Origin of the sequence: Halorubrum sp. SS7, assembly GCF_005435055.1 — an archaeon.
Classification (GTDB): domain Archaea; phylum Halobacteriota; class Halobacteria; order Halobacteriales; family Haloferacaceae; genus Halorubrum; species Halorubrum salinarum.
Map to the genome: position 1 here is coordinate 1 of NZ_SGXV01000016.1, position 12,213 is coordinate 12,213.

Genomic DNA, 12,213 nt, shown 5'->3' on the forward strand with positions numbered 1-12,213 from the left:
CGCGAGCGGCGAAGCCGCGAAGCGTGAGCCGCGAGGCTGGGGAGGCGTGAGGTGCCGTGCTGGGTGGGGCTCGAAGGGGCAGTCGCGAGGCCCGCGCAGGTGACGTAAGCACCGCAGGAGCGAGCGAAGCGAGTGACGAGGAGCGCAGCGAGCGTGCGCGGGCCTCGCGACTGGGGCTTCGGAGGTGTCGATCCTCGCCGTTTTCGGGAGTACACTTTGATAAACAAACAGGCTCCGTTGACCCGCTCGAAACGAGCACTCCGAACGACACCACCCCGGTCAACGACCCGCCCGTATCGCCGCGCCGAGGGCGAACGACGCGGCGACGACCAGCGGCGACGCGTCGGACCACCCGAACCAGATCCCGAGGTACGTGCCCCCACCAGCGGCCACGCGAGCACCGCGGCCGCCGGGATCACGACGACGGCGAGCGACGACACGTCGGCGAGGGCGACGACGAGGCCGACGGCGGTGGCCCCGGCGAGCGCGGCGGTCGTGGCGGCCCGCGACCGCGACGGCGTCGGGACGCGGTCGGGTGCGAGCGCGCCGACGGCCGCGGCGGCGACGTACGCGAGCGCCGGCAGCGCGGCGACGAACAGCGCCTTGACGACCAATGGCCACGGGTCGAGCGCGAGGAGTCCGGCGACGCCGAGGACGTAGCCGGCCGCGAGGAGCGGGAGGAGGTGCTGGCGCCGGGGGCGGAGCGCGTCGCGGACGGCCGCGCGGAACCCGGCTATGCCGATATCCCGGGTGTGGCGCGTGGTAGGCCTTCGGGGGGCGCGGCGCCCGTTCCGGCAGTCCCAGGCCGGTTGTCACAGTTTTAAGCCCGCCGACCGCAACGACGAACCATGGGATTCGACGAGATGGACGTCGACACGATCTGGAAGAACGGGGAGTTCCTCGACTGGGAGGACGCGACGACCCACGTTCTGACGCACGCGCTCCACTACGGGAGCGGCGTGTTCGAGGGTGTCCGCTGTTACGACACCGAGCGGGGGCCGGCCATCTTCCGGTGGGACGAACACCTCGACCGGCTGTTCGACTCCGCGAAGATGTACGACATGGACATCGAGCACTCCCGCGAGGAGATAACCGAGGCGACCCTCGAACTGCTCGACCGGCAGGACCTGGAGTCCTGTTACATCCGGCCGATCGCCTACTACGGCTACGACTCGCTCGGCGTCTCGCCGAAGGACTGCCCGACCGACCTCGTCCTCGCGGCGTGGCCGTGGGGCGCCTACCTCGGCGAGGAGGCGCTCGAGGACGGCGTCGACGTGATGGTCTCCTCGTGGCGGAAGCACGCGTCCTCGCAGGTGCCGACGAACGTGAAGACGACCGGCCTCTACGTCAACTCCATGCTGGCGGGCGAGGAGGCGCGCCGGAACGGCTACGTCGAGGCCATCGTCCTCAACAAGGAGGGCAACGTCGCGGAGGGGCCCGGCGAGAACGTCTTCATGGTGAACGACGGCGAGATATACACCACCGGGCCCGCCCAGTCCATCCTCGAAGGGATCACCCGCGACACCGTGATCACCCTCGCCGAGGAGCGGGGCTACGAGGTCCACGACGAGGCCGTCATCTCGCGGGGGCAGCTGTACACCGCCGACGAGCTGTTCTTCACGGGATCCGCCGCGGAGGTCACCCCGATCCGCTCGGTCGACGACACGGAGATCGGCGCGGGCACCCGCGGGCCGGTGACCGAGGAGCTCCAGAGCGCCTTCTTCGACCTGGTCGAGCGCCGGACGGACGACCACGACGAGTGGTTCACGTACCTATAATCCGCGCGACCCAGTTTCAATAGAGCGTTCACTCGCCGGAACGTGGACCGTCTACTCGCCGGAACTACCGCCGTCGGCCGCCGACCCCTCCCCGTCGCTCGGGGTGCCGTCGGTCCGGACGTGACCGTAGCCGCCGGGAGTACCCGCCCCGTCCCCCTCTTCGGGGGCCTCCTCGTGGACGGGGACTTGGTGGGCCGACTCCGCGAACCCGGCCGAGAGGACGCGCGTCATCCCCTCCTCGACCGTCTCGCCCGTCTCCTCGATCCGCTCCGGCTCGACCTCGATGACGAAGCCGGTGGTGATGTTCGGCGCGGTCGGCATGAACAAGACGATCTTGCCGTCGCGGGTCTTCTTGCCGGTCCGGAAGGCCGTCATCCGTATTCCCGGCCACGTCTCGATGTACACCGGGCTCTGGAGCTCGTCCGTGCCGGAGATCGCCGTCTCGATCGCGAGCTTCGAGGCGTTGTACACCACCCGGAGCGCCGGGATCCGGTTTATCGCGTCGTCCACGGCCGACTCCGCCAGGCGCCCGAGCGTGGTCCGCATGAAGTAGCCGACCGCGAGGACGACGGTCGCGAACACCGCGAACGCGATGACGACGCGCGAGACGGGCTCTAGGGGCGTGGGAATGATCTCGGGCTGGAGCCCCTCGATCAGCGGGATCGACGCGATGTACTGGTAGATCCAGCGGAGGACCAAGAGGAGGACGAGGAGCGGCGCCAGCACGATGAGCCCGCTGGCGAAGTCGCGTTTCCACGTGGACATCTATCGGATCGGTATGTGTCGGCAATCCTTAAGAGGGCTTCCACGCGGCGGCGGCCCGAGGCCGGTCGGCGGTCGCCTCGCCTACCCTCCCAACACCGCCCGCACCGCGAACGTCAGGTTCTCCTTGCGCTCGCGGACGCGGCGGTAGAAGTACGAGAGCCACTTGCCACCGTACGGGGCGTACTGGTACACGTCGACCCCCTGCGCGGCGAGGTCGCGCTGGGCGTCCTCGCGGACCCCCATCAGCATCTGGACCTCGTAGTCGGCGCCGCCCTCGCGCGCGAGCCGGTCGGCGAGCGAGATCATCTCGGGGTCGTGGCTCCCGACCGCGATCCCGCGGTCGCGGCGCTCGAAGAGGAACCGGAGGTCGTCGCGGTACGCCTCGTCGACGCGCGCCTTGTCGGTGTACGCGATCGACGACGGCTCGTCGTAGGCGCCCTTCACGAGCCGGATCTTGCCGGGGACGTCGACGAGCCGGTCGAGGTCGTCCGGGGTCCGCTTGAGGTTCGACTGGATACACTGGCCGACGCTCCACGGGTAGTCGGCCGCGATGGACTCGAAGGCGTCGAGGGTGGCGTCGGTGGTGTCGGCGTCCTCCATGTCGCACCAGACGAACGCGCCGAGCTCGTCGGCGCGGGCGACGATCTCGCGGTAGTGCTCCTCGAACAGGTCCGCCGACACGTCCATGCCGATCTGGGAGGGCTTCACCGAGACGCAGGCGTCGAGGCCGCTGTCGGCGATGTCGTCGAGGAGCTGGAGGTAGGCGTCGGCGTCCGCGCGGGCGTCCGCGGGGTCGTCGTAGTGCTCGCCGAGCAGGTTCAGGATGACCGCGACGCCGTCCTCGTTCGCCGCCCGAGCGTGGTCGAGGGCGGACGGGACGCTCTCGCCGGCGACGAACCGACTGGCGATGGGGGGAATCATACGAACAGTTCCGGTCGGGGCGAACTTTACCTTTGTCGACCCGGCGGCGACGACCGCAAGCCCGATCCGGGGTTTATAAAACGCCGCGCGCCGGCGGTGAGGACATGATCGGTACGCTCGTTGCGACCGCGTTCTGGGCGATGCTCCCGGCGTACGTCCCCAACAACGCCGCGGTGCTGGCCGGCGGGGGCCGCCCCATCGACGGCGGCCGCGAGTGGCGCGGCGCGCGGCTGCTCGGCGACGGGAAGACGTGGCGCGGGACCGCGGTGGGGACACTCGTCGGCGTGCTGCTCGCGCTCGCGCTCAACCGCCTCGCCGACCCGGCGAGCGCCGCGCTCGGCGCCGATCTGCCGACGTTCGCGCTCCCGGCGGCGTTCGCGCTCGCGTTCGGCGCGATGTGCGGCGACATCGGCGCCTCCTTCCTCAAGCGCCGGTCCGGACGCGAGCGCGGCGCCGCGTTCCCCGGGCTCGACCAGTTGGACTTCGTCGGCGGCGCGCTGGTCCTCGCCTTCGTCGTCGACACCGACTGGGCGCTCGCGGTGTTCACGCCGCGCGTCCTCGCGGTCGTCCTCGTGATGACGCCCGTCCTCCACGTCGTCACGAACGTCGGCGCCTATCTCCTCGGCGTCAAGAACGAGCCGTGGTGAACGCGACGGGAATCTCCTTCCGTGTCGGTCGTCGCACATCGAAGTTTCGTAGTTGCGCTTCTGTTCAGAAAAACTGATCGAACGGTCGCGTAATTCGCAGCGACGAGAACGGCAGAAAGATATATATGCTGGTGTGGCATACCATGGCACGCATGTCCAGTAGTGCACCCAGCTCGGACGACGACGTGTTCGACGAGTTCCTGTCCGATCACGGCCACGAGACAGAGATCGTAGGCTGGGAGCGGTCCTATAACAAGCTCCAGTGTCCCGAGTGCGGTGCGCTCCACGAGGAAGGAACGGCGCGGTGTTCCGTCTGCGACTGGCGGCCGAACTGACCCCCGCGGCGACGCCGCGGTGTAGGGATTTTCTTTCCGTCGTACTCCCCGGTAGTATTATGAGGAATTACCCGATAGTGACTACCATGCCGACCTGTCAGAACTGCGGTTCGTTCGTCACGACAGATTACGTTCGGGTGTTCACCCCGAACGAGGTCGATCGGCCCCGCGTCTGTCCGGCCTGCGAGGACCTGGTCCGCGACGGCGCCGACGTCCGCGAGGCCCGCGCCACGCGGAGCAGCTGACGGCCGAGCGGGCGGCGAGGCGCCCGTCCGTCGCGGCCGGACCGGAACGCGGGGTGACGGCCGTCGAGCCACGGCGTTTAAGGAGAGTCGGAATCTGGGGGTAATAATGACTGATACCACGGTGACGCGGCTGTTCGGGGGTCCCGGGAGCGGGAAGACGACCGCGCTCCTGGACCGCGTCGAAGGGATTCTCGACGAGGAGGGGGCCGACGTTCGCGACGTGCTCGTCGTCTCGTACACGCGCGCGGCGGCAGCGGAGATCCGCGAGCGGCTCGCCGAGCGGTTGGACGTCTCCCCGCGCAGCCTCCAGGGGAACGTCAGCACGATGCACGCGAAGGCGTACGAGCTGCTGGACCTCTCGCGCGGCGACGTGGTCGGCGAGGACGACAAGGAGGCGTTCTGCGAGGAGTACGGCATCGAGTTCGAGGACCAGCACGGCGGCGCCGGCCGCCGCACCGCGCGGTCGACGACAATCGGCAACAAGATCATCGCCACCTCGCAGTGGCTCCAGCGCACCGAGCGCGACGTGGCCGACTGGTACGACGTGCCCTTCCAGTGGAACGTCGAGGAGGTCCGGCTCCCGCCCGAGGAGGACCCGAACGCCCAGCAGGGGAACAAGTACACGCCGACGTGGCCGTCCGACGACGACCGGATCGACATCCCCGAGACGATCCGGGCGTGGCGCGCGTACAAGGGCGACAACGACCTCGTCGGCTTCGCCGACATGCTCGAACGGGTCGCGCAGCGCTCGCTCGTCCCCAGCGTCGACTACCTGATCATCGACGAGTTCCAGGACATCACGACGCTCCAGTACAACGTCTTCGAGGAGTGGCGCCCGCACATGGAGAAAGTGCTCATCGCCGGCGACGACGACCAGGTCGTCTACGCGTGGCAGGGCGCCGACCCCGACCTCCTCCTCGACACCGAGGTCGACGAGGACGTGGTCCTGCCGAACTCCTACCGGCTCCCCTCGGAGATCCTCAACGTCGTCAACGCCGAGATCCGCCACATCGACAAGCGGCAGGAGAAGGACCTCCACCCGCGCAAGGAGGGCGGCACCGTGGAGGCGATCGAGTCGCCCTCGATGATCGAGCTCGTCCGGAACGTCCGGTACACCGTCGAGGACGACGAGGGCGACATCATGTGCCTGTTCCGGGCGCGCTACCAGATGTTCGACTTCATCGACGAGTTCATCGACCACGGCATCCCGTTCACGATGCTCACCGACGGGCGCATGTGGACCGACCGGGTCCAAGACTACGTCAGCGCCATCGAGAAGGCCGAGGCGGACGAGCCCGTCACCGGCCTCGAGGCGCGGCGGCTCGCGGATATGCTCCAGGACTCCGCGTTCGGCACCCACGACCGCGAGGAGTTCTACGACTTCCTCGACGACCGCGAGGAGGCGGCCGACGCCGACGACGTGGCCGAGATCGAGGTCGCCGCCGACACGCTGAACGAGTACATCCCCTTCATGCCGGACACCGCGAGCGCGGACGACATGGTCCGGAAGGTGACGAGCTTCCAGCGCAAGTCGATGGGCGCGTACTTCGACGGCGACTACCGGGGCACCGACCCGACCCGCGTCCGCGTCGGCACCATCCACTCGGCGAAGGGTCGCGAGGCCGACCACGTGTTCGTCGCCACCGACCTCACGGAGAAGGTGGTCGAGCAGATGGCGGCCTCCATCGACGACCCGACCGACGTCGACGGCGTCGAGGAGTTCACGAAGTCGACGAGCCCCGTGCCGGTCCTCACCGACAACGAGCGCCGCGTCTTCTACGTCGGGATGTCCCGCGCCCGCGAGCGGCTCGTGATCATGGAGAGCCTCATCAGCGGCGCGCCGACGCTCCCGATCAGCGTCCTCCTGTTCAACGAGCTCCGCGACGAGCCGGCCCAAGAGCTCGTCGACGAGGTCCAGGCGGAGCTGGCGGTCCCCGAACCCGAGCCGTGAGCGGGGGCGACGCGACGCCGGGAGACGGCGAGGGAGGACCCCGCCCGCTCCGGACCGACCTCCGGCCCGTCGTCGAGGCGGTCCGCGAGGCGGACGCGGCCGCGTTCGTCGCCGTCGGCGACCGCGACGACGACGACCTCCGCTACCTGACGCGGTTCTCGGGGCCGGACCGCCCGTACGCGCTGGTCGTCGCGCCGAGCGGCGGGGACGGGGAGACGCCGGCCGACGCGCCGGCCGGTCGAGCCGTCCTCTGCGCGCCCGCGCTGTTCCGCGAGCAGGCGGAGCGGGAGTTCGTCTCGGCCGCGCGCGGGCCCGCCGGCGCGACCGACGCCGACGGACCGGACGACGCCGAGACGACGTTCCACGACGGGGTCGCTCGCGAGGTCCGGACCGAGGGCGTCGGCGACCACGCCGGCGAGCGCGCGGCCGCGGTCGTGAACGAACTCGTCGACGACCCGAACTCGGCGACCGAGGGCGCCGACCCGACCGTCCTCGCGCCCGCCTCGATCCCGCACGACGCCGCGGTGTACCTCGAACGCGCGGGGGTCGAGTTGGCCTCGACCGATGCGGTCGCCGACGCCCGGGCGCGCAAGACGCCCGCCGAAGTCGACCGGCACCGCCGCGTCCAGCGCGCGGCGGTCGCCGGGATGGCCCGCGCCGAGGCGATCCTCGCCGAGAGCGAGGTCGACGAGAGCGGGGGTGACGACGACGGGGGCGACGGCGGCGAGGAGGCGGAGACGGACCGCCGCCCGCCGCTCCGCTGGAAGGACGAGCCCCTCACGACGGAGCGGCTCCGGCGCGAGGTGAACGCGGTCCTCGCCGCGCGCGGCGTCCGCGACGCCGGCAACACGGTGATCGGCGCCGGCCCCTCCGCGGCCGATCTCCACTACGTCGGCGACGACCCGATCCGGCCCGGCGAGACGGTGCTGCTCGACGTTTCTCCGCGCGGCCCGGACGGGTACTACGGCGACGTGACTCGGACGTTCGTCGTCGACGGCGACGGCGGCTGGGAGCGCCGCGCGTACGTCGCGGTCGAGGCCGCCCGCGAGGCGGCGCTCGACGAGGTCGAGCCCGGAGTTCCGGCGAAGACCGTCCACGGCGAGGCGACCGCGGAGCTGGCCGCGTACGGCTTCGACCCGAACGCGGGCGAGGGCGAGGCCGGCTTCACCCACGGCACCGGCCACGGCGTCGGCGTGAGCCTCCACGAGGGGCCGTCGCTGTCCGGCGCGGGCGAGCTCCGGCCGGGGCACGTGGTGACCGTCGAACCGGGCGTCTACGACCCCGAGGTCGGCGGGGTCAGGCTGGAGGACCTGATCGTCGTCACCGACGAGGGGTACGAGATACTGGCCGAGTACCCGTTCGGAATCGTGCCGGAGAAGCGGTCGGACGCGGACGCCGTCTGAAGGCCAGCGAGCTACCGCCCCGTCGCGTCGTCGCCGTCGACCGCGGCGGCGTCCGTCGACCCGGACTCGTCGTCGCCCGCTCGACCCGAAGCCGTCCCGTCGGGGTCGCCGCGCAGTTGGCGCGGCAGCAGCCCGGACAAGAGCTTGCGGGCGATCCGCGCGGGGTCGAGGAAGTACTGCGGGAGGACGACCATCGCGGCGGCGACGACGAGCAGCCCGGCACCGAGCGCGGTCTCGCCGGCGGCCAGCCGGATGACGGCGTAGTTGGCGAGCGGCAGCGCGAAGACGAGCGAGGCCGCCAGCCCGATCATGTCCAGCAGTCCGAGTCGCATCGACCCTCAGTTGATCCCCGGGGGAGAAAAGGGGCCCGGCGCAGCGCCGCCGCGTGACGGGGGCGGCCCCCGGACCGCGCTGACCCAGAACCGATAACCGTCGCCCGCCCCCAGTTCCGGTATGTTCACCGGCATCGTCGAGGGCACCGGCGCGGTCCGCGAGCGGACCGAGACCGACGACGGACTCCGCCTGCGGATCGGCGTCGACGGGTTCGACGACCTCCATCACGGGCAGTCGATAAGCGTGAGCGGCGTCTGTCTGACCGTCGAGGAGTACGGGACCGGCGGCGCGGTCGAGGCGAGCGACGGCGGCGAGGCGGGCGACGAGCCCGACTGGTTCGAGGTGTTCCTCGCGAGCGAGACGGTCGCGAAGACGTACCTCGGCGACGTGCGCGAGGGCGACGCGGTCAACGTCGAGCGGGCGATGCCCGCGGACGGGCGGTTCGACGGCCACGTCGTTCAGGGCCACGTCGACACGGTCGCCGAGGTCCGGGGGATCGAGCGCGTCGGCGAGGACTGGCGGTTCACCTTCGCGATCCCCGAGGGGCACGGCGACTACCTCGTCGACAAGGGCTCCGTGACGCTCGACGGCATCTCGCTGACGGTCGCCGAGAAGCGCGGCGACGAGTTCGACGTCGCGATCATCCCGACCACCTACGACCTCACCACGCTCTCCGAGAAGTCGGTCGGCGACCCGGTCCACCTGGAGGTGGACGTGATCGCGAAGTACGTCGAGAACATGCTGGACGGGTACGCGGGAGCGGACTGAGCGGGAGCTGACTGCGCTGTCGACGGTCTCAGGCGTCCTTCGCGCCCTTCACCGTCTCGCGGACGGCGTCGACGCCCTCGTCGTGGAGCAGGTCGCCGACGACGATCACGTCGCTGTGGGCGGCCATCTCGTTGGCCGACTCGTAGTCGTGGATGCCGCCGCCGTAGAAGAGGGTGGCGTCGTCCAAGGCGTCGTGGGCGGCCGCGACCTTCTCCGTGTCGCCGAAGGTGCCCGAGTACTCGACGTAGACGATCTCCTGGCCGAACATGCGCTCGGCGACCTTCGCGTACGCCCCCACGTCGTCGGCGCTGAGGTCGCAGTCGGCCTCCGTCAGCTGGGCGACCGAGGCCTCGGGGTTCATGACGATGTACGCCTCAGTGTGGGTCCGGCTCCAGTCGAGGTCGTCGATGCGCACCCACTCCTTGTGGGCGCCCGTGATCCAGAAGGGACCGCCCGCGTTGAACACGGTGGGGATCAGGTAGCCGTCGAGCGACGGGGAGTCGATCACGACGCCCGGGTTCGACGGCTCCTGGTACAGCGGCACGTCGTACTCGGCGGCGGCGTCGACGACGCGCGTCATCTTCTCCGCGGTGACGTCGAGGGTCCCGCCGATCTCGATCGCGTCCGTCCCGGTCCGGCACACGTCCTCGAAGGTCTCGCCCGGGCGGAGGTCCTTGTCGGGGTCGACCTTCAGCACGTGGTCCCAGTCGTCCCACGGGTTAGTCATCGGGCGAAACTCCACCGGGCGTGACCAAAAAGGTGCGGAACCTGTCTCGCGGGCGGGCGAGGAGAGCGCCGAGCCTACAGCAGATCGTCGATCTCGTCGTTCTCGAACGCGGCCGCCGGGTCGGGCTTCTCCTCGCGCTCGTCGCGGACCGCCTGCCGCGCGCGCTCTAAGAACGCCTCGACGCGCTGGGAGCGCTCGACGCCCGCGAGGAGGACCAAGGCGGCGATCCGCTCGGAGTCAAGCGGGAAGTCGCCGCCGCGGACCTGCATCGACCCCGTCTCCTCTTGAAGCCACTTCCGGGCCTTCTCCGCGCCCTTCCGCGAGATCCGGTCCGGGTCGCCCGCGACCGCGACGAGGGCGGCGTCGGCGTCGGTCGCGTTCGGCAGCGAGAGCCCCGTCATCACGGCGCTCCGGACCGCGCTGGTCACCGTGGTGACGTTCTCCTGCGGGTCCTCGGCCGCCGGCGCCGACGCGAAGCCGACCGCGGCCATCCCGCCCGAGCGAAGCGTGTTGATCACCTCGCTCGTGTCGACGACCGACTCGCCGACGCCCTCGACCGCCTCGCCGGCGGCGAGGATGAGGCCGATCCGCTTCGCCATCGAGGCGTTGATCGCCTCGTAGCCGCCCTCGACGGACTCTCCCGCGGAGCGCCACGCGTCGTTGTCCAACAGGATCGTCGCGTCCGCCTCGCGGACCAGCGTCTTCAGCGACCGGCCGGCGTTCACCTGGTACATCGTCCCCTCGTCGCGGCCGGGGAGGACGCCGATGGCGTAGACGGGCACGTCGTACACGCGGTTCAGTTCGCGGACGAGGACCGGCGCGCCGCCGGAGCCGGTCCCGCCGCCGAGGCCGGCGACGACGAACACCGCCTCGGCCTCCGCGGTGACCTTCGGGGCGAGCGCGTCGAGCACCTCGACGGCGTCTTCATCCATCACTTCGGCGCCCAGTTCGTTGTCGCCGCCGACGCCGTGGCCGTTGACTCGGGACTGCCCGACGAGGACCGTTTCAAGCGGGAGGGGGTCGAGGTCGGCCGCGGCGGTGTTGACGGCGAGCGCGTCGAGGACCGCGCCGTAGCCGGCGTCGGCGTCGAACTCGGTGATGGCGGTCGCCAGCTTCCCGCCGGCCTGTCCGACGCCGAGGAGGACTGCCTTCATGCGGGGACGTACCACCCCCCGCGACAATACCCTTTCCCCGAGGTTTAAGAAGGGAACCGCGGGCAACGGGCCGCATGACCGATCACGCACGCGGGACCGAGCCGTCGAGAGCGGAGACGGAGTCGGAGGCCGCGACGCCGACGGACGCGAACGGCCCGAACGACCGGATCGAGTCCCGGCTCCGCGCCGTCGAGCGCGCGGTGACCGGAGGCGACGCGCGCCCGGCGGACGCCGCCGGGGAGGCGCGGGCGACGGCCGAGCGCGAGCGGCTCGAATCGCGGCTCGACGACGTGGAGGAACGCGTCGCGGAGTTGGAGGCCGCGACGCAGGCCATCCGCGGCTACGCGGGAGCGGTCAGGGCGGTCAACGACGAGGTCGAGCGGCGGGCCGACCTGGCGCTGGCGCGGGCGACCGAAGCGAGTCGAGGGGCGGACCGCGACGCCGACCGTGACGACGAACTCGACCAAGATGCGACCGACGCCGGCCCCGCCGACGGCGCGGTCCCGTCGGAGAGCGCCCTCGACGCCGCCCTGCCGGACGACGGGCCGGGTTCCGCCCCCCGCACCGGCGGTGAGGGGAGCATCGAGGGCGGCGGTGGCGCGAGCGACGACGGCGGCGCGTGGGCGACGGACGCGCTGGACCGGCTCCGGGAGTCGCTGTGAGCGCGCCGTGATCCGCGTGGTCCTCACGGTCCTCGTGGCGGTCGCGCTGCTGGCGGCGTCGATGCCCGCGGTCGAGACGGCCCGGACCGCGACGACGGCGGAGCGGCTCGGCGTCGAGACGGACCGACTGGAGCGGGCGATCGGCGGCGTCGTCAGCGGGTCGACCCCCGTGAGCGACCCGGCGATGGCGGCGGGGACGACGGTCCTCCTGCGCGTCCCGACCGGGTTCGCCGCGGCCGAGACGGACCGCGTCGCGCTCGTCGAGTCGGCGGAGGGACCGGGCGGCGTCGCGCTCGCGTACCGGATCGACGGCGGACCGAAGCGCACGCTCCGCGTCGGAACGGGACCCGCGGAGACGGCCGTCGACATCGTCGGCGGCCCGATCGAACTCCGACCGGGACCCAACCGGATCCGGATCCGGTACGTCGACGACGGGGGACCGACGGTCCGGATCGGTCGCATCGGCTGAAGCTGGTCGGTGGCGGAGAACGGGGGCGAGTGAGCGGGCGATCGTTTATGTACCG

The 12,213-nt window shown here is 71.1% G+C and carries 15 protein-coding genes; 9 read left to right on the top strand and 6 right to left on the bottom strand.

Annotation, left to right across the window (positions count from 1 at the left end):
* On the bottom strand, window positions 1–614 hold a 614-nt coding region (locus tag EXE44_RS21100), incomplete at its 3' end, for a hypothetical protein (RefSeq protein ID WP_206750387.1).
* 234 nt (window positions 615–848) lie between these two features.
* Between EXE44_RS21100 and EXE44_RS13255 the strand changes: the two genes are divergently transcribed.
* A complete protein-coding gene (locus EXE44_RS13255; protein ID WP_121563582.1) occupies window positions 849–1,778 on the top strand; it encodes a branched-chain amino acid transaminase in 930 nt (309 codons plus the stop codon).
* 51 nt (window positions 1,779–1,829) lie between these two features.
* Here EXE44_RS13255 and EXE44_RS13260 read toward each other — a convergent pair whose 3' ends face one another.
* Both EXE44_RS13260 and EXE44_RS13265 read right to left on the bottom strand, forming a co-directional pair.
* A complete protein-coding gene (locus EXE44_RS13260; protein WP_137717544.1) occupies window positions 1,830–2,543 on the bottom strand; it encodes a DUF502 domain-containing protein in 714 nt (237 codons plus the stop codon).
* 81 nt (window positions 2,544–2,624) lie between these two features.
* On the bottom strand, window positions 2,625–3,464 hold the full coding sequence (locus EXE44_RS13265) for a proline dehydrogenase family protein (RefSeq protein WP_137717545.1): 840 nt from the start codon (window positions 3,462–3,464) through the stop codon (window positions 2,625–2,627).
* A gap of 104 nt (window positions 3,465–3,568) precedes the next feature.
* On the opposite strand from EXE44_RS13265, the gene EXE44_RS13270 reads away from it, so the two are divergent.
* From EXE44_RS13270 to EXE44_RS13285, 5 genes are all read left to right on the top strand, one after another.
* Entirely contained in the window at window positions 3,569–4,111 is a 543-nt protein-coding gene (locus EXE44_RS13270; protein WP_137717546.1) for a CDP-2,3-bis-(O-geranylgeranyl)-sn-glycerol synthase, read from the top strand.
* 152 nt (window positions 4,112–4,263) lie between these two features.
* Window positions 4,264–4,446, top strand: coding sequence for an HVO_0416 family zinc finger protein (locus EXE44_RS13275; protein WP_137717547.1), 183 nt, complete (start codon window positions 4,264–4,266; stop codon window positions 4,444–4,446).
* 86 nt (window positions 4,447–4,532) lie between these two features.
* Complete coding sequence (locus EXE44_RS20800; protein ID WP_167551915.1) at window positions 4,533–4,691, top strand: hypothetical protein; 159 nt, start codon at window positions 4,533–4,535, stop codon at window positions 4,689–4,691.
* Between the two features lie 106 nt (window positions 4,692–4,797).
* On the top strand, window positions 4,798–6,642 hold the full coding sequence (locus EXE44_RS13280) for a UvrD-helicase domain-containing protein (protein WP_137717548.1): 1,845 nt from the start codon (window positions 4,798–4,800) through the stop codon (window positions 6,640–6,642).
* Entirely contained in the window at window positions 6,639–8,045 is a 1,407-nt protein-coding gene (locus EXE44_RS13285) for a Xaa-Pro peptidase family protein (protein WP_137717549.1), read from the top strand. Before EXE44_RS13280 ends, EXE44_RS13285 begins: the two co-directional genes overlap by 4 nt.
* A gap of 11 nt (window positions 8,046–8,056) precedes the next feature.
* Here EXE44_RS13285 and EXE44_RS13290 read toward each other — a convergent pair whose 3' ends face one another.
* Window positions 8,057–8,377 (bottom strand): hypothetical protein, encoded by a 321-nt coding sequence (locus tag EXE44_RS13290; RefSeq protein WP_137717550.1) that lies wholly within the window; start codon window positions 8,375–8,377, stop codon window positions 8,057–8,059.
* A 121-nt stretch (window positions 8,378–8,498) separates the two neighbouring features.
* Between EXE44_RS13290 and EXE44_RS13295 the strand changes: the two genes are divergently transcribed.
* The gene (locus tag EXE44_RS13295; protein WP_137717551.1) at window positions 8,499–9,146 is read left to right on the top strand and encodes a riboflavin synthase; all 648 of its coding nucleotides are present in this window, start codon (window positions 8,499–8,501) and stop codon (window positions 9,144–9,146) included.
* Window positions 9,147–9,174: 28 nt separating this feature from the next.
* Here the strand turns inward: EXE44_RS13295 and EXE44_RS13300 are convergent, their stop codons facing one another.
* Together EXE44_RS13300 and EXE44_RS13305 are read right to left on the bottom strand one after the other, a co-directional pair.
* Window positions 9,175–9,873: a phosphoglycerol geranylgeranyltransferase gene (locus EXE44_RS13300; RefSeq protein ID WP_121563568.1), complete on the bottom strand. Its 699-nt coding sequence runs from the start codon at window positions 9,871–9,873 to the stop codon at window positions 9,175–9,177.
* A gap of 74 nt (window positions 9,874–9,947) precedes the next feature.
* On the bottom strand, window positions 9,948–11,027 hold the full coding sequence (locus tag EXE44_RS13305; protein WP_137717552.1) for a tubulin/FtsZ family protein: 1,080 nt from the start codon (window positions 11,025–11,027) through the stop codon (window positions 9,948–9,950).
* 74 nt (window positions 11,028–11,101) lie between these two features.
* On the opposite strand from EXE44_RS13305, the gene EXE44_RS13310 reads away from it, so the two are divergent.
* The gene (locus EXE44_RS13310; RefSeq protein WP_137717553.1) at window positions 11,102–11,689 is read left to right on the top strand and encodes a DUF1515 domain-containing protein; all 588 of its coding nucleotides are present in this window, start codon (window positions 11,102–11,104) and stop codon (window positions 11,687–11,689) included.
* A gap of 7 nt (window positions 11,690–11,696) precedes the next feature.
* Entirely contained in the window at window positions 11,697–12,158 is a 462-nt protein-coding gene (locus EXE44_RS13315) for a hypothetical protein (RefSeq protein ID WP_137717554.1), read from the top strand.
* The last annotated feature ends 55 nt before the right edge of the window (window positions 12,159–12,213 follow it).